The following is a 16,843-nucleotide window of genomic DNA, read 5'->3' as shown; positions in this document are numbered from 1 at the left end:
CGTTGTGCTTGATATGATAACTAAAAAATTGGAAATGATAACTTATTACTTTTTTTCAGGATTAATTTTGCCGAAATTATTAAAATAATTTAGAATAAATAAAAATAGTATTATTTATGTTTGAAAATTTACAATCAAAAATAAAAAGAATTGGAGCCGGATTTGGTATCCTTTCGATAGCTGTGAGCTCAATCAACGCTCAGCAATGGGTAGATGTTGCTTCTTCAGGTAGTATTTCTACGGGTGGAAGCAGTTATAATAATCTGGCAATAGATACGCAGGGTAATTATTATGTTTCTTACTACGATGTTGCTGTTCAAAAAGGTTCTGTACAAAAGTTTAATGGAACTTCATGGTCATATGTAGGTGGAAGTGCAGGAATAACGACTGCAACAGCTACGTATAATTCGCTTTCTATAGATACTTCAGGAAATGTATATTATACCAATCAATGGGGGTATCCCAACTCAGGAATGGAGGTGAGAAAATTTGAAGGAACATCATGGAATTTACTTCCCCTTCCATTCACGGATACTACAAATTATCAGGCGTCTGCAGTAGCACCTAATGGTATTCCTTTCGTTTATGGATCTGTTGGTTCAGGAACCGTAAAACGCTTTGTAAGCGGAGTCTGGGAACAGGTTGGCCCAACTAATATTGCGGGTGCAAACCCTACTCATGCGGAAATGGTCATCGGAACAAACGGAAAGGTTTATGTTTGTCATATTGCATCCGGAGTAAGAGTTTTTGAAAATAATTTAACAGCTTCTTCAACGGATGCGTGGTCTTTAGTTGGTGGAGCTTCAGTGGGTAGTGCCTTCACAGAGGGAGGAAACTCAACTTCAGATATTGCAATAGGCACAGACAATACCTTGTATGTTGTTTATTCATCTACAGCCGCAAATAACAGAAGGCTGAATGTAAAAAAATTCGACGGAACAAATTGGGTACAGGTTGGAAATGCCGATTTTGGGATCTCAAATGATCTGTATAATGTTTCTATTGCTATAACTCCTTCTGGTAAACTCTACACAGTAGCAAGCGGATGGTCTGTAAACGGTGGTAAAAATACGGTTTACGAATTTGATACCACAACTAATACCTGGACAACTTTTGGGGGAGATTTTGTATCTGATGGTACTGCTTTATATAATGATCTACAATATGATGCAGCGAGCAATACTTTGGTCCTTACCTATTCTCAAAGTGGGGTAAGGGTAAAAAGAGTGCAGCTGCCTAATACCACTCCTGTATGTAATAACGCTGATCCAGGAACAAATCCTGGAGATACAGGCTGTGTAACTTTTAATTATAAAGGTGCGTCGGTAACGTATACGACCGTAAGAGGTGCAGATGGTAAAGTTTGGCTTCAGCAAAATTTAGGAAGTAGACAAGTCGCGACTTCTATGGCAGATGCCGAGTCTTACGGAGATCTTTTCCAGTGGGGAAGATGGGATGATGGTCACCAAGACAGAAACTCAGCAATGGCTAATGTTCCTTCACCAAACACTCCTGAAGGTTTAAATAATTCCACTTCATTCATTCTCGGATCATGGTGGGGAGGAAATGATCTTAGTGATCAATGGACAGCGACTTCTAATTCTTTTAGCTCAACCAATGGAACAGATCCTTGTAAAGCAATAGGACAGGATTGGAAGATGCCGTCGCAGGCAGACTGGACTGCCACTAAAAACGCTGAAGGAATAAATAATCCTGCAACTGCATACGCAAGTAAACTTAAACTTCCGGCCGGAGGTAACCGATCTTTTGTAGATGGTGCTTTTGATTATGTAGGACAAAGAGGTTATTTCTGGAGCTCAACCACAACCGGATTAGGAGCTAAGTATTTTTATGTAGGTACTGCTATTGGAAATCCTTCAGCTGGAGGACCAAGAGGCCAGGGACAATCGATAAGATGTATAAAAGATGTTACTACAGGTTTAGGAACTTCAGATATTAGAAAAATTGCTGTAGGAGTTTATCCAAATCCAACCAATGGGATTTTAAATGTTAAAACAGATTCTGATATTGATAAAGTAAACGTTACCAGTATTGTAGGACAAAAAATGAATGTACAGTTTTCAAATAATACAATCAATATGCAACAACTTCAGAAAGGAGTTTATATTGTTGAATTACAATTGAAGAACGGACAGAAAATTTCTAAGAAAGTGATTAAAAATTAGTGCTTTTTAGGATTTATATCGTTTCAAAGAGAAGGCTTAGATTTTATGATCTAAGCCTTTTTTATAAACCAACATTTAGGCTAATTTTTTTTAAATCAGTTACATATACTGTTCTAGAAGTTGCGTCAATCGATTAACATCATGCACACCGCTTTCTTTATATAACAATTCTCCTTTTTTGAAAACTGCTAAGGTCGGAACTCCACGAACTCCATACTGAGAAGCAATTGAAGGATACTGATCAACATCAATTTTTATAATTCTGGCTTTTTCACCAACATTTTCTTTCACTGTGTTCAAAACCGACGATTGTACTTTGCATGGTTGACACCAAGTGGCAAAAAAATCGATTAAGACCGGTCTTTCAGAATCTATTATTTCTTGGAATTTTTGTGACATCGTATATCGTTTTTACTGTTTTTCTTGCTGTATAGCTTTTACGTTTTTCCAGGTGGTACCATCGTAAACCTCAACTCCGTTTTTCTTCAAAATTTCTACTGCCTGATCTGCCTGAATGCCTTTGTTGCAAAAAACAACCACTTTTTTACCTTTCAGATTTTCAATATTATTTTGCAGTTCAGCCAAAGGAATATTCACGGCGTCTTTCGCTGTTGCTTCAGAATATTGTTCCGGAATTCTTACATCAACCAAAACAACGTCGGAGCTTTTTACGAGCTCTTTAATATTAGTTTTAACGCTGTATTCTGTTACAGCTTTTGTTTTACAACTATTTAACGCAAATACTGAGATTAGAATTAGCGCACCTATTTTTACTTTCATCTACAATGTTTTAGATTGACATACAAAATCTGAAACAGGAAGTTTTTCTGTTTTTTTGATGCCGTTAAAACCACCTTCTATTTCTGTGAAATTTCTGATTCCGTGTGAGTTAAGGATGCTTGCTGCGATCATGCTTCTGTAACCTCCTGCACAATGCAAAAAGAAATGTTCAGAATCATCAATGGATGTAACCCAGTCGCTGATTGTATCCAAAGGTCTGCTGTAAGCGTTGTCGATATGTTCCGCCGAATATTCTCCGATTTTTCTTACATCTATCACTTTTGAATTTTCATTAAATGCTTCTGCAAATTCGGCAGGGGAGATTCTTTTTACTTCGTCAGTTTCTTTTGTTGAGTTTTTCCATGCTTCAAAACCGCCTTTTAAATATCCTAAAACATTGTCAAAACCAACTCTGCTTAATCTTGTAATGACTTCTTCTTCAGTTCCCTCATCCGCAACCAATAATAAAGGATGTTTTACATCTACGATAAGATTTCCTACCCATGGTGCAAAATCACCTTTTAAACCGATATTGATAGCATTTGGAATAAATCCTTTATGAAAATCTGCAGGTCCTCTTGTATCTAAAATCAAAGCTCCGGTTTCTTCAGCAAAACTTTCAAAATCTTCTACTGAAATAGGGTTTAAACCTCTGTCCATCACCGTGTCTAAACTGTCGTAACCACCTTTATTCATCGCAACATTCATCCCGAAATATTTTGGAGGCGCCGTTAATCCATCTAAAACTTCTCTGATGAATGATTCTTTATCAGGCTGATTCAGTGCGTAATTTGTTCTTTTTTGATTACCTAAAATATCTACGGTCTCTTTCTGCATATTTTTTCCGCAAGCAGAACCTGCCCCATGAGCCGGATAGACTGTAATACTGTCATCTAAAGGAAGAATTTTACTGTGTAAACTTTCGTATAGAATTCCGGCAAGATCTTCCTGCGTCACACTTCCTGCTTTCTGAGCAAGGTCAGGTCGTCCTACATCACCTAAAAATAAAGTGTCTCCTGTAAAAATGGCAGTTTCTACACCGTTTTCGTCAATTAAAAGATAGGTCGTACTTTCCATCGTGTGACCAGGGGTGTGGAGTGCTTTTATTTTGATATTTCCAATTTCGAAAATCTGATTGTCTTCTGCAATGATTGCTTCAAATTCAGGTTGTGCAGTAGGCCCGTAAACGATAGGGGCATTAGTGTTTTTGCTTAAATCTAAATGGCCTGAAACAAAATCTGCATGAAAATGAGTTTCAAAAATATATTTTAATGTGACATTGTCTTTTTCCAGACGGTCAAGATATGGTTTTACTTCTCTCAGCGGGTCGATAATCGCTGCTTCATTTTCTGATACGATATAATATGCACCTTGTGCTAAACAGCCTGTATATATTTGCTCAATTTTCATTTTTTGTTTGAGAATTTTTTGTTCTTTGATCTACAAAAATCGGGTTTTATTTTTTAATACGAGTTAAAATAAAATATCTGTTATAATAGAATAAATCTATAAAGTTTTATTTATTCTAAATTATAAAAAATCTTATAAAAATTTCATTGGTATTTTCAGAGATATATTTATCAATTTTAAACTGTCTTTTCTAGATTCGCTTTCAGGGTAATCATTTACTCAGATATGCTTATTATTTTTTTAAGAGATTATCTTCTGATAATCTACTCTAGCCGCTAATTTAATTTTTTTTTATTACAAACTGTAAAAATGAATGTGATAAAGTAAAATAGATTATTAAAACTTTTTACAAAAAACTTTATCTTTAGGTGTTAAAAATATCAAATGGCAGACAAAACAAAATTTATCGAAGAACTTTCTACAAGATATACTCCAAAAGGAGAACATATTATTTTAGGAAAAGGAATGTTGGATGGCGAAGTAGTTACTGAGGTCAACGTTACGATTCCTTTAAAAACGATCAATCGTCACGGTTTGATTGCCGGAGCTACCGGAACTGGAAAAACAAAAACACTTCAGGTTTTCGCCGAACAGCTTTCTCATGCAGGAATTCCGTCTTTGGTTTTAGATATTAAAGGTGATTTTTCGGGAATTGCAGAGGCGGGACAAATGAATTCTATCATTGAAGAGCGATATGCAAAAACGCAGCTTCCATACAATCCACAACCATTTCCGGTAGAGTTGATGAGCATTTCTGGTGGCAAAGGCGTAAAATTGCGTGCCACGGTTACCGAATTTGGACCTGTTTTGTTAAGCAAAATTTTAGAATTGAATGATACTCAGCAAAGTATCATGTCGATTGTTTTTAAATATTGTGATGACAAAGGTTTGCCGTTAATTGATTTAAACGATTTAAAGAAAGTTCTGCAATATGTAACCGATAATCCGCAAGGTAAAGCAGAATTGTCTGCCAATTACGGTTCTATTGCTCCAGCTTCTTTAGGCGCAATGTTGAGGTCAATTGTTGCTTTAGAGCAGCAAGGTGCCGCAGATTTCTTTGGTGAACTGAGTTTTGATGTTCACGATTTATTGGAAACACGTGACGGAAAAGGAGTTGTCAATATTTTAAGAGTTGCCGATATTCAAAACAAGCCACAACTGTTTTCAACATTTATGCTTTCGCTTTTTGCCGAAATTTATATGACTTTTCCTGAAGAAGGTGACAGTGGAAAACCCAAATTAGTTCTCTTCATTGATGAGGCGCATTTAATTTTTGATGAATCTTCAAAAGCTTTGGTTTCGCAAATTGAAACGATGGTCAAACTGATTCGTTCTAAAGGGGTCGGAATTTATTTTATTACCCAAATTCCGGGTGATGTGCCTGAAAGTGTACTTTCTCAATTGGGATTAAAAATCCAGCATGCATTGAGAGGTTTTACCGCAAAAGATAAAAAAGAAATTTCTAAAGCGGTAGAAAATTATCCTACGACAGAATTTTACAATGCTTCTGAATTGATTCAGAACTTAGGAATTGGTGAAGCTTTTATCACGGCTTTGGATGAAAAAGGAATTCCAACACCGCTTGTTCACACCTATCTAATTTCACCAGAATCAAGAATGGATGTGTTGAATGATGCAGAAGTTTCAGAATTAACATCAAAATCGGCATTGGTTTCAAAATATGAAAAGCCAATCGACAGCGAGTCTGCCTACGAAATTTTAGTAAGAAGAATGGAACAGGCCGTTGAAAATTCTGCCCCAACACAAAAAACAAAACCAGTGAAAGAAGAACCGGGAATGTTTGAACAGGTTTTAAAAAGCAGTGCAGGAAGAACTTTCGCTAATACTTTGATGAGAGAAGGCGCAAAAGCTATTCTGGGAATGTTTGGCTTGGGGGGAAGAAAAAGATAGTGTTTTGAGTGGTCTGTTTTTGGATTTCTTAAAGTAAATTCCTTATTTTAGCAGAATTGCCTTTTAGTAAAATCAAAATTTCAAAAGGTTTGATTTTTGATTATAGAAGATTAAGTTAGATTATAATGTATTCAATTATAGATATAGAAAGCAATGGTGCAGGTTTTAGAAAAGAATGCATTATCGATATCGCCATTTTCAAATATGACGGTCACAAAATTGTAGACCAGTTTATTTCGCTCGTTAATCCCGAAAGCGAGATTACTCCCTTTGTACAAAAGTTGACGAATATAAGCCCGAAAATGGTAAAAACTGCTCCAAAATTCCATGAATTAGCCAAAAGAGTAGTGGAAATTACCGAAGGGACAACTTTGGTAGGACACAATATCGATTTCGATTATAGAATGCTTCGTCAGTCGTTTCAAAGGCTTGGTTATGATTTTAAAATCAATACTTTAGATACAATTCCTTTAGCGAAAAAGCTGATTCCGGATGAGGTAAGTTATTCTTTGGGCAAGCTGGTAAAATCATTAGGAATTCCGTTGGTGAATGCGCATCGTGCAGAAGGTGATGCAAGGGCAACTTTAGAGCTGTTTAAATTATTGCTTTCAAAAGATACGAATAACGATATTATTCAGGAGCAGCATGAGGAAACAAATGCTAAAACTTACATCAACAAAATCAAGTTGTTGACTCAGGATTTACCAAGCGAAAAAGGGTTTGTTTATTTCCAGAATGAAGCCGGGAAAATTATTTTTTCAGATTACGTTCAGGATATTAATAAATTTTCGAAGAAACTTTTTAATTCTAAATCAAAAAAATGGGAAAATATTCAGACTGAGGTTGAGCAAATCAATTTTGAACTGACGGGAACTGATATTATTGCCAAGCTGATCTTAAATTCAAAAGGAATAAAAAAGAGAGAAACATTGCCTTTCGGACTGTATTTTAGAAATGATAAATATATAGTCGAAAAAAATACTTTAAATAAAACCGAAAAACCAATCCTTAAATTTAAGGCCTTTACACAGGGCTCAAAAGCGGTGCAGTTTATCAGTAAAATTGAAGAATTTAAGGATATCAATGTTTTTAAAAAGAAAATCGATTTCAGAAAAAGAAATGAGCTTTGGCTGGGAAGCGGAAGAAAGCTTGGTGAAAAACTTTTCCTGATTATTGATAACGGAAAAGTTACGTCATATGGTTTTTATGAATTGTTTACTCAAATTCAGACGATGAGTAAAATTTCAAAACTCAAAATAGATTTGCCTTTGCCGACTAGTGACCTCATCAATGACTTGCAATTGGCAATACTTCGTGGTGATTTTGAGACGTTACCGTTACCAAAATAAAAGAACTTTTTTAGATGAATCTGTATTTTGGTCATGAAGAAAACTTTTTTCAAATTAATATTTTCGCAAAATAAATAGTACTTTTGCAAAAGAATAAAAAAAGCAATGCAAAATTTTAAACAAAATAAAACTGGTAAAAAGGGAACTGTAAGGTTCTCTAAGGTTTGGAATATTTAAGGAGTTGCCTTGCATAAAAAATAATTATTGCGGCAGACTCTTTTCGGAAGAATCTGCCTTTTTTTATGTAAAATCGAAATTATGAATTCAAAAGAATTATTAAAGATTGCCAGCGAATTTGGCACACCGGTGTATGTTTACGATGCAGAATCGATTAAAATTCAATACGAAAAACTTACATCCTCTTTTTTAAAACACACAAAGTTCTTCTATGCTGCAAAGGCATTGACAAACATCAATATTCTGAAATATGTCAAGAACTTAGGTGCTTCTTTGGATTGTGTTTCAATAAACGAAGTGAAATTAGGTCTAAAAGCTGGTTTCACAAAAGAAAAAATATTATTTACGCCCAACTGTGTAGATTTGGCTGAGATTGAGGAAGCAATGGCTTTCGGTGTTCACATCAATATCGATAATATCTCTATTCTTGAGCAATTCGGGAATAAATATGGGAATACATATCCTATTTTAGTGAGGATCAATCCGCATATTTTTGCTGGCGGAAATTACAAAATCTCTACAGGTCATATCGATTCTAAATTCGGAATTTCTATTCATCAGGTTCGTCATATTGAAAGAGTGATGAAATCTACCAACCTGAATGTAGAAGGTCTTCACATGCATACAGGAAGCGAAATAAAAGATCCTGATGTTTTCCTTCAGGCTCTTGATATTATGCTTGAATTGTCTGAGCATTTCCCGAATCTGAAATATCTTGATATGGGGAGTGGTTTCAAAATTCCTTATCAAGACAGCGAAGAAGAGACCGATGTGAAAACTTTAGGAAAAAAAGTAGAAAGAGTAATCTCTGAATTTTCAAAATCTACCGGAAAGAAATTTGAACTTTGGTTTGAGCCTGGAAAATTTCTAGTTGGAAAAAGTGGCTATTTATTGGTAAAAGCAAATGTCATCAAACAAACGACAGCGACCGTTTTTGTTGGCGTAAATTCTGGATTCAATCACTTGATTCGTCCGATGTTTTACGATTCTTACCACCAGATTGAAAATTTATCTAATCCAAAAGGAGCGGAAAGAATTTATACGGTTGTAGGAAATATCTGTGAAACAGATACTTTTGCTTGGGACAGAAAGCTGAATGAAGTAAGAGAAGGCGATATTTTAGCATTCCACAATGCAGGAGCTTATGGTTTTGAAATGAGTTCAAACTTCAATTCAAGATTAAAACCTGCAGAAGTTCTTTTCTTAGATGGAAAAGCTCATTTGATCAGAAAAAGAGATGAGTTTGAAGACCTTTTGAGAAATCAGATCGAAATAATTTAAAAATAATAGAGCTCCACAAGAAATTGTGGAGTTTTTTTGTTTAATTTAAATCTCAGAAAACAATCATTGATTCTTTTGGAATCTTAGTAATTGCTTACATTTGATCTTCTATAAAATGATTTAAAAATCTTGGCAATTATGGCCAAATATATCTATAAATACAATAAAGAATAATTATAATGAGTAGTTCTCTGAAGAAATTCTATATCATCGCTTGGGTTTTCGGATTGGTCTTTTATTTTTTAGACTACGTCATTCGGTCTGCTCCTGCGGTTATGATCCCTCAACTGGTTGATAATTTCAATACCACCGAGTTGAAACTTATCAGTATGATAGGTACGTATTACTACACTTATTCTACTTGCAGCTTAATCGCGGGGATTGCTCTAGATAAGTTTGGTGCGAAAAAGTCTCTCTTTGTAGGAACTTTAATTTTGGGAATTGGCTGTCTTTTGTTTTTACTTTCCACTCAGATCGGTGGAGTTTCCGGAAGACTTTTGCAGGGAGCAGGATGTGCATTTGCCTTTCCGGGATGTGTTTATCTTGCAAGTAAAGGGTTTTCATCAAAATCTTTGGCAACAGCAATTGGGGTTACCCAATGTATAGGAATGTTGGGTGGAACAGCGGGACAGTTCGTTGTAGGACCTTGGATGGAAGCAGGAGTAAGTGTTCATACTTTTTGGCTTTGGTCTGGAATTGCCACAATTATTACAGCATTCTGTTTGTTTTTTGTTATTCCTAAAGAAAAGGAAAGTGAAAATACTTCCGATAATGAGCCTAAACATTTAGGATATTTAGAACCATATAAAATCGTTTTTAGAAATCCTCAATCTTGGCTTTGCGGGATTATTTCGGGATTGCTTTTTGCTCCGACAACTATTTTTGCAATGACTTGGGCGGTTGCTTTTTTCCAAAAAGATAAGCAGTTTGCTTTTCATGATGCAGCAGTAACAAGCGCAATGGTTGCTTTTGGTTGGGTTTTCGGGTGTCCTTTGCTCGGTTTTATCACCGATAAAATAGGGCGAAGAAAACCGGTTTTGGTGGGCGGTGCAGTTTTGATGATCTTAAGTTTGCTGCAGATGATCGTATTGCCAGATCTATATTCTGCAAAAGTGAGTATGTTTATTTTAGGTCTTGGTTCAGGAGCAGCGATGATCCCGTATTCTGTGATAAAAGAAACCAATCCGGATTACGTGAAAGGAAGCTCTACAGGAGCAATTAATTTTATAACTTTTGGTGTGACCACATTGTTGAGCCCTGTGTTTAGTAATCTTTTTGGTAAAAATCTTGGTTTGTCTGATGCAACTATTCATTTTCAAAATTCTCTGTTTTTCTGGATTGGAGGAATCGTTTTAGCCATCATTATTTCGCTAATGCTTAAAGAAACAGGAACTAAGGCGAAAATTGCAAATTAAAATTAGACCAAAAAAATAGTCTCTTTTTTTGGTCTAATTTTTTATGTATTTTTAAAAAATATTTTATGAAAACACTAGCGTTATTTATCGGGCTGTTTGCTGCGAACTTTGCATTTGCCCAAGATCTTGAAGACAGAGATGAATCTTTTATCGTAGAAAACAACAAAAATCTTTTAAAAATAGATATCAAAGAGCCTTTTATGCAGGTTGCCGTAAAAGGTTGTAATGATTTTCAGGCAGCTAGTTTTGACGGAGGAGCGGCAGCTTACAAAGCTATTCTCAAGAAGTATATGTACACCTATTTGAATTCAGATTTTTATACTTTAACGGGTGATTTTACATTTACGCTGACCATTGATGCAATGGGAAAAGTAGTTGACGTAGTCGGCGATCCTAAAGTTTTGAACAGTGATGTTTTCTTTGATGACATGCAGTATGTAGTAAGAAGGATTAAGAAAGACTGGAAACCTGCAATGTGTAACGGACAACCCGTAAAATCTGAAATGAAACTTAAGATGAGCTTCTCATCATTATCTGCCGATATGTAAATGATGAAAAAATATTTTTTTGTACTTATTTTATTAATAGGATTTAAAAGCTTTGCTCAAGAATCTAAAGTTGAAGCTGAGAATCTCACCAAAACAGAAAAAGCCGAATTTCCGGGAGGAGACGAGGTTTTTACTAAAGAATTTTTAAAAATGATCCATGGCTATATTGATTTGAGAAAATATGCTGTGAATGGTCAGTTTACTTTTCTTTTCGACGTCACTACAGATGGGAAGGTCGACAATCTTAAAGTTTTACCTAAAGTAAAAGACAGCGAATTATTTATCGATGATATGAATTTCGCCATTAAAAGAGTTAAGAAAAAATGGAAACCGGCAATGTAGGATGGCAAACCTGTTGTTTCAAAAAAAGTTATTAGAATAAATTTCACTTCAGATTATTTTGATTATGGAGATTAATTTTTTCGATTAATTGTTGTTAAAATACACCAGTAAATGAATTAATTCATTTATTTTAGTCATTGCATTTTGTAATGACTTTTTTTATTAAATTTTTTCACGATGAGATATCGATTTTATATTTTTCTATTCCTTTTAAATACAGTTTTATTCAAGGCTCAGTTTTTAGACGAATACCCTAAAGGTCAACGTTTTTATGAAGGTGGAGTTGTACAGTTTTATAAAGAAATTAATGAATATTTAATTAAAAATAAAATTCCTGAATGTGATTCTAAGGAGATTTATCAACCGAGAATCATCGTTATGCAAGATAAGACGGTAAAATTGGTTCAGGATATCGATTCAGATTATATTTCTAAAAATAAATGTGCTTATGATATCTCTATGGATTTGTTGAAAAATCTTAAAAATTGGAAACCAGCTGAAGTAAAAGGAAATAAATTGGGAGCCGTAACCGAGTTTATTATTTATCCTAAAGATTTAATCAGCGGTTATGAAAGTGGATATAATCCGTATAAAAATGTTACTCGAGCACAATATCCAGGTGGATACACAGCTTTTGATAGCGATTTTGTAAATCATTTCAAGTTTCTTTTTAGAAAATATGAACTGAATGATGATATTAATTTAGAGTTTTACGTTAGTAGAGAAGGTGAGATTATCAATGCCAGAATCTATCCCGAAGTAAAAAATGAAGCCTTTAATATTGATTTTAAAAAAGCCTTAAGTAGTCTTAAAAAGAAATGGAAACCAGCTCAGTATTCTGATATTCCAATTAAACAAAGGGTTGCTTTTCCTGGAAAGTTTTCTGCTTATTTTCGGAAAAAATAGTTCTGCCATTCTGGCATAAGATTTTGTATCTTTGCAAACTAATTTAATTTGAAATTTGATTTTTAAATCTAAAATTGTATAGCAGTTTTGGTGTAAAACCTCAAATCTCAAGTCTCAAATATTAAAAACCGTGCAGGAAAAATATATAGACGAAACAAAACAGGGAGAAGCTTTTGCAATTGCAGAAAAAGATGGCAACTCTAAGAAATTATTCTTGGAAAGCTACGGCTGTCAGATGAATTTTTCTGATTCTGAGATTGTTGCGTCAATTCTTAACGAGCAAGGCTATAATACAACATTAAAGGTTGAAGAAGCCGATTTGATTCTTCTTAATACCTGCTCAATTCGTGAAAAAGCAGAGCAAACGGTAAGAATGCGTCTTGCTCAATTTAAAAATCTGAAAAAAGAACGCCCAAGTATGACGGTTGGGGTTCTAGGTTGTATGGCTGAAAGGCTGAAAACCAAATTTTTAGAAGAAGAACAGTTAGTTGACCTTGTTGTTGGCCCCGATGCTTACAGAGATTTACCTAATCTTTTAAAAGAAACCGAAGACGGAAGAGATGCCATCAATGTTATTCTTTCAAAAGAAGAAACTTACGCAGATATTAATCCGGTTCGTTTAGGTGGAAATGGCGTTACGGCTTTCGTTACCATTACAAGAGGTTGCGATAATATGTGTACTTTTTGCGTGGTTCCATTTACCAGAGGTCGTGAAAGAAGTCGTGATCCGCATTCGATTATTGAAGAATGTAAAAGCCTTTGGGAAAACGGTTATAAAGAAATTACTTTATTAGGTCAAAACGTTGATTCTTACCTTTGGTATGGAGGCGGTCCGAAAAAAGATTTTGCAAAAGCATCAGAAATGCAGAAAGCAACCGCTGTAAGTTTTGTGCAATTGCTTGATTTAGTAGCTAAAGCCATTCCTGAAATGAGAATCAGATTCTCGACTTCCAACCCTCAGGATATGAGTTTGGATGTGTTCAGAATGATTGCAAAACATGATAATATCTGTAATTATGTACACCTTCCTGTTCAAAGTGGAAGCAATAAGATGCTTGAAGCCATGAACAGACAACATACCCGTGAAGAATATTTAGAACTCATTAGAAAAGCGAAAGAAATTGTTCCGGATATTTCTTTTTCACAAGATATGATTATCGGCTTCTGCAACGAGACCGAAGAAGACCACCAAGATACTTTAAGCTTGATGAGAGAAGTAGAGTTCGATTATGGCTACATGTTCTCTTATTCTGAGAGACCAGGAACTCCGGCTCACAAAAAAATGGAAGACAATATCCCGGCTGATGTTAAACAGAGACGTTTAGCAGAAGTAATTGCTTTGCAGGGCGAGCTTTCAAGAAAAAGAATGGAAGGTTATGTTGGGAGAGTTCACGAGGTTCTAATCGAAGGAATCTCAAGGAAAAATAAAAAGCAGTGGAAAGGAAGAAATTCTCAAAATGCTGTTTGCGTATTCGATATGCAGGAAGGTCAGAAAATGGGTGACTTTGTGAACGTTTTTGTATTTGACAACACGCAAGGCACACTTTTAGGGGAAACGGTAAAAGATTAATTTTTTTAGGGCAGCTTTATCCGTCTTCCGCTCTCGCTTTTGTGCTTGTCATTCTTCCTCGAAAAAAGAGCTCCACTCAGGTCGGGCTGCGAATTAAGGTTTCAAAACAAGATTTTTTTAATCAAAATGAAAGATTTACAAAACGTACAACTTCTACAAAATATTTCTGCATTACTAGATGATGCCAGAAAAAATGTTGTTGTCGCTGTAAATCATACCATGGTTCTTACTTATTTCGAGATTGGTAGAATGATTGTAGAAGAAGAGCAAAACGGTGAAAACCGTGCAGAATACGGAAAAAAATTATTAAAAGATTTGTCAATTGGTTTGACGCAAAGGTTTGGAAAAGGATTTTCTGCTTCAAATTTACAACAGATGACGCAGTTTTATTTGTCTTATTCAATTCGTCAGACACTGTATGACGAATCTAAAAAATCAATTTCACAGACACTGTCTGTGAATTTCAAACTATCTTGGTCGCATTATCTAAAATTAATGCGCATTAAAGATATCAATGAAAGAAAATTCTACGAAATTGAATCTTTTAAAAACAACTGGAGTTTGCGAGAATTGCAAAGACAATACGATGCAGCCTTATATACAAGATTAGCTTTAAGTAAAAATAAAGAAGAGATTATTCAATTGTCTGAAAAAGGACAAATTATAGAAAAACCAAGAGACCTCATCAAAGATCCGTACATTTTAGAATTTCTTGGACTGCCCGAAAAATCAACTTATTCTGAAAATGATTTAGAAAGTGAGCTAATTGATAAATTAGAGCATTTTCTTTTGGAATTAGGACAAGGGTTTACCTTTGTTTCAAGGCAAAAAAGAATTAGCTTTGATGAAAAGCAATTTCGTATCGATTTGGTTTTTTACAACAGAATTTTAAAATGCTTTGTTCTTATTGATTTAAAAATAGGAGAACTAAAACATCAGGATATCGGGCAAATGCAGATGTATGTGAATTATTTCGACAGAGAAAAACGTCTCGAAGACGAAAACAAAACCATCGGCATCATCCTTTGTCAGGACAAAAGTGAAGCATTAGTACGATATACACTACCGGAAGATAATGAGCAGATTTTTGCAAGTAAATATCTTACCGTCTTGCCAAGTAAAGAAGATTTTATTAACATATTAAACTCAGACAATGGAAAAATTTCATAAATATTGCCTAAGTGTATTGTTAGTAATTATCTGCAGCAATATTTCTGCACAAATTAGTAATGGCACAATTAGAAGTGAAGATTGCAAACAGCTGTATGAAATTTACAATCAGTTTCTAAACTCTAAAGACAGCAATGCGTTAAAAAATATTTTTTTAAACGAAAAGTCAAGACGCAAACTTAGCATAAGTGGTAAACACAATGCAGGGGATATTTTAGGGGATATTTTTATTAAAAAAAGTCAAAACTATTCATATCCTAAAATAGTAATAGCATTTTCTGAAAAAGAGAAGCATTGTCAGATTTTAATCAATTTTTTAAAAGAAAGTAAAGAGAATGTCTTTGCTGAGGTTTTATATTTTAAAAGTAAAGTTTCGAAGATTAGAAACAAAGATTATTTGGATTTGGTTGCTTAAAATTTAAATCAAATTATTTCAACTAATTAAGAATCTACGATGATAAAGTAGACGAAATTTAATCAACAATCTAAATTTTACTCATGAGTAACGAACTTCAAAATATAAAAAACCGCTTCGGCATTATCGGAAATTTTCCGGCTTTAAACCGAGCTTTAGAAAAATCTATTCAAGTAGCACCTACCGATATTTCCGTTTTAGTAATCGGAGAAAGTGGGGTGGGGAAAGAATTTATTCCCAAAATTATTCATTCAGAATCTAAAAGAAAACATCAGCCTTATATTGTCGTAAACTGTGGTGCAATCCCCGAAGGAACAATAGATTCCGAGCTTTTTGGTCACGAAAAAGGGTCTTTTACAGGAGCTACAGCTACAAGAAAAGGGTATTTTGAAGTTGCCGATGGGGGAACAATTTTCTTAGATGAGGTAGGAGAACTGCCTGTTCAAACACAAGTTCGTCTTTTGAGAGTCTTAGAAAGTGGTGAATTTATGAAAGTAGGTTCTTCACAAGTGCAGAAAACCAATGTAAGAATTGTTGCCGCAACCAATGTGAATATGATGAAAGCAATTCATGACGGAAGATTCCGTGAAGATTTGTATTACCGTCTAAACACTGTGCAAATTGATATGCCGGCTTTAAGAGAAAGAAAAGGCGATATTCATTTGCTTTTCAGAAAATTTGCAATCGATTTTGCCGAAAAATACAGAATGCCAGAATTGGAATTAGACCCAAGTGCCGTTCATTACATCGAAAATTATACTTTTCCCGGAAACGTACGTCAGCTAAGAAATTTAGTGGAACAAATGACGGTAGTAGAACGTGAACGGAATATTACTGTGGCGAAACTTGCAGAATACATCCCGATGGATACGCATTTACCAATGGTGGTCAATCAGCCAAATTCTCAAAAACAGACCGATTTTGGCAACGAAAGAGAAATTATGTATAAGATTCTCTTCGATATGAGAAATGATATTAATGATTTAAAATCCTTAACTTCGGAACTCATTAAAAACCGCGGTACTGCAGACCTCAGCAATCAGGAGAAAAACTTAATTAGCAGAATTTATACACCTGAACCTCAGCAGGCTGCCAATGCCAATTCGTTATTGTATTTTGAAAATAACAATACGAGTAATCAGAATGTTCAGAATCCTACAATTATCTCAAATTCTGACGATACTTACGAAGATTTTGAAGATATTGAGGTGGAAGAAAACAGACCGGAATCTTTATCTCTTCAGAATAATGAGAAAGATCTAATCGTAAAAGCATTAGAAAAACATAACGGAAGAAGAAATAGAGCGGCAGATGAGCTGGGAATTTCACAGAGAACATTATACAGGAAAATAAAACAATATAATTTAGAAGAATAAACCATAA

At 34.8% G+C, this 16,843-nt stretch carries 15 protein-coding genes; 12 read left to right on the top strand and 3 right to left on the bottom strand.

Features of this window, described 5'->3' with window-relative positions; translation table 11 throughout:
- Nucleotides 1-116 precede the first annotated feature (116 nt).
- Nucleotides 117-2,186: a T9SS type A sorting domain-containing protein gene (locus AB671_RS01805; RefSeq protein ID WP_066678941.1), complete on the top strand. Its 2,070-nt coding sequence runs from the start codon at nucleotides 117-119 to the stop codon at nucleotides 2,184-2,186.
- A 99-nt stretch (nucleotides 2,187-2,285) separates the two neighbouring features.
- Here AB671_RS01805 and trxA read toward each other — a convergent pair whose 3' ends face one another.
- From trxA to AB671_RS01790, 3 genes are read right to left on the bottom strand one after another with little or no spacing between them, the layout of a single operon-like run.
- Nucleotides 2,286-2,585: a thioredoxin gene (gene trxA / locus AB671_RS01800; RefSeq protein WP_066678943.1), complete on the bottom strand. Its 300-nt coding sequence runs from the start codon at nucleotides 2,583-2,585 to the stop codon at nucleotides 2,286-2,288.
- A gap of 12 nt (nucleotides 2,586-2,597) precedes the next feature.
- Nucleotides 2,598-2,966, bottom strand: coding sequence for a rhodanese-like domain-containing protein (locus tag AB671_RS01795; protein ID WP_066678944.1), 369 nt, complete (start codon nucleotides 2,964-2,966; stop codon nucleotides 2,598-2,600).
- Nucleotides 2,967-4,376 (bottom strand): MBL fold metallo-hydrolase, encoded by a 1,410-nt coding sequence (locus AB671_RS01790; protein ID WP_066678945.1) that lies wholly within the window; start codon nucleotides 4,374-4,376, stop codon nucleotides 2,967-2,969. It lies immediately after the preceding gene.
- A gap of 384 nt (nucleotides 4,377-4,760) precedes the next feature.
- Between AB671_RS01790 and AB671_RS01785 the strand changes: the two genes are divergently transcribed.
- The 11 genes from AB671_RS01785 (at nucleotide 4,761) to AB671_RS01735 (ending at nucleotide 16,836) form a co-directional block, all read left to right on the top strand.
- Complete coding sequence (locus AB671_RS01785) at nucleotides 4,761-6,287, top strand: helicase HerA-like domain-containing protein (RefSeq protein WP_066678947.1); 1,527 nt, start codon at nucleotides 4,761-4,763, stop codon at nucleotides 6,285-6,287.
- 125 nt (nucleotides 6,288-6,412) lie between these two features.
- On the top strand, nucleotides 6,413-7,636 hold the full coding sequence (locus tag AB671_RS01780) for a PolC-type DNA polymerase III (RefSeq protein ID WP_066678951.1): 1,224 nt from the start codon (nucleotides 6,413-6,415) through the stop codon (nucleotides 7,634-7,636).
- Nucleotides 7,637-7,894: 258 nt separating this feature from the next.
- Entirely contained in the window at nucleotides 7,895-9,094 is a 1,200-nt protein-coding gene (lysA, locus tag AB671_RS01775; protein WP_185114095.1) for a diaminopimelate decarboxylase, read from the top strand.
- 179 nt (nucleotides 9,095-9,273) lie between these two features.
- Nucleotides 9,274-10,509 (top strand): MFS transporter, encoded by a 1,236-nt coding sequence (locus AB671_RS01770; RefSeq protein WP_066678952.1) that lies wholly within the window; start codon nucleotides 9,274-9,276, stop codon nucleotides 10,507-10,509.
- Between the two features lie 65 nt (nucleotides 10,510-10,574).
- Nucleotides 10,575-11,057 (top strand): hypothetical protein, encoded by a 483-nt coding sequence (locus AB671_RS01765; protein WP_066678953.1) that lies wholly within the window; start codon nucleotides 10,575-10,577, stop codon nucleotides 11,055-11,057.
- A gap of 3 nt (nucleotides 11,058-11,060) precedes the next feature.
- Nucleotides 11,061-11,399: a hypothetical protein gene (locus AB671_RS01760; RefSeq protein WP_157444104.1), complete on the top strand. Its 339-nt coding sequence runs from the start codon at nucleotides 11,061-11,063 to the stop codon at nucleotides 11,397-11,399.
- Between the two features lie 177 nt (nucleotides 11,400-11,576).
- A complete protein-coding gene (locus AB671_RS01755; RefSeq protein ID WP_066678959.1) occupies nucleotides 11,577-12,305 on the top strand; it encodes a hypothetical protein in 729 nt (242 codons plus the stop codon).
- Between the two features lie 130 nt (nucleotides 12,306-12,435).
- The gene (miaB, locus tag AB671_RS01750; protein ID WP_066678961.1) at nucleotides 12,436-13,875 is read left to right on the top strand and encodes a tRNA (N6-isopentenyl adenosine(37)-C2)-methylthiotransferase MiaB; all 1,440 of its coding nucleotides are present in this window, start codon (nucleotides 12,436-12,438) and stop codon (nucleotides 13,873-13,875) included.
- Between the two features lie 126 nt (nucleotides 13,876-14,001).
- Nucleotides 14,002-15,045, top strand: a complete 1,044-nt coding sequence (locus tag AB671_RS01745) for a YhcG family protein (protein ID WP_066678962.1) — start codon at nucleotides 14,002-14,004, stop codon at nucleotides 15,043-15,045.
- Nucleotides 15,029-15,460 (top strand): hypothetical protein, encoded by a 432-nt coding sequence (locus tag AB671_RS01740; RefSeq protein WP_066678963.1) that lies wholly within the window; start codon nucleotides 15,029-15,031, stop codon nucleotides 15,458-15,460. The genes AB671_RS01745 and AB671_RS01740 overlap by 17 nt, the downstream gene beginning before the upstream one ends.
- 83 nt (nucleotides 15,461-15,543) lie before the next feature.
- The gene (locus AB671_RS01735) at nucleotides 15,544-16,836 is read left to right on the top strand and encodes a sigma-54 interaction domain-containing protein (RefSeq protein ID WP_066678965.1); all 1,293 of its coding nucleotides are present in this window, start codon (nucleotides 15,544-15,546) and stop codon (nucleotides 16,834-16,836) included.
- Nucleotides 16,837-16,843 lie beyond the last annotated feature (7 nt).

The sequence above is a fragment of the Chryseobacterium sp. BGARF1 genome, from assembly GCF_001677955.1.
Classification (GTDB): Bacteria; Bacteroidota; Bacteroidia; order Flavobacteriales; family Weeksellaceae; genus Chryseobacterium.
Note: the sequence above shows the minus strand (reverse complement) of the source record. Positions and strands in the feature narration are given on the sequence as shown.

Excerpts from the sequence above, each read along its gene's own strand:
- AB671_RS01745 (WP_066678962.1), top strand. The coding sequence starts at position 14,002 with ATGAAAGATTTACAAAACGTACAACTTCTACAAAATATTTCTGCATTA.
- AB671_RS01790 (WP_066678945.1), bottom strand. The coding sequence starts at position 4,376 with ATGAAAATTGAGCAAATATATACAGGCTGTTTAGCACAAGGTGCATAT.
- AB671_RS01805 (WP_066678941.1), top strand. The coding sequence starts at position 117 with ATGTTTGAAAATTTACAATCAAAAATAAAAAGAATTGGAGCCGGATTT.
- AB671_RS01780 (WP_066678951.1), top strand. The coding sequence starts at position 6,413 with ATGTATTCAATTATAGATATAGAAAGCAATGGTGCAGGTTTTAGAAAA.
- AB671_RS01770 (WP_066678952.1), top strand. The coding sequence starts at position 9,274 with ATGAGTAGTTCTCTGAAGAAATTCTATATCATCGCTTGGGTTTTCGGA.
- AB671_RS01740 (WP_066678963.1), top strand. The coding sequence starts at position 15,029 with ATGGAAAAATTTCATAAATATTGCCTAAGTGTATTGTTAGTAATTATC.
- AB671_RS01795 (WP_066678944.1), bottom strand. The coding sequence starts at position 2,966 with ATGAAAGTAAAAATAGGTGCGCTAATTCTAATCTCAGTATTTGCGTTA.
- AB671_RS01735 (WP_066678965.1), top strand. The coding sequence starts at position 15,544 with ATGAGTAACGAACTTCAAAATATAAAAAACCGCTTCGGCATTATCGGA.
- AB671_RS01760 (WP_157444104.1), top strand. The coding sequence starts at position 11,061 with ATGAAAAAATATTTTTTTGTACTTATTTTATTAATAGGATTTAAAAGC.
- AB671_RS01785 (WP_066678947.1), top strand. The coding sequence starts at position 4,761 with ATGGCAGACAAAACAAAATTTATCGAAGAACTTTCTACAAGATATACT.
- AB671_RS01755 (WP_066678959.1), top strand. The coding sequence starts at position 11,577 with ATGAGATATCGATTTTATATTTTTCTATTCCTTTTAAATACAGTTTTA.
- lysA (WP_185114095.1), top strand. The coding sequence starts at position 7,895 with ATGAATTCAAAAGAATTATTAAAGATTGCCAGCGAATTTGGCACACCG.
- trxA (WP_066678943.1), bottom strand. The coding sequence starts at position 2,585 with ATGTCACAAAAATTCCAAGAAATAATAGATTCTGAAAGACCGGTCTTA.
- AB671_RS01765 (WP_066678953.1), top strand. The coding sequence starts at position 10,575 with ATGAAAACACTAGCGTTATTTATCGGGCTGTTTGCTGCGAACTTTGCA.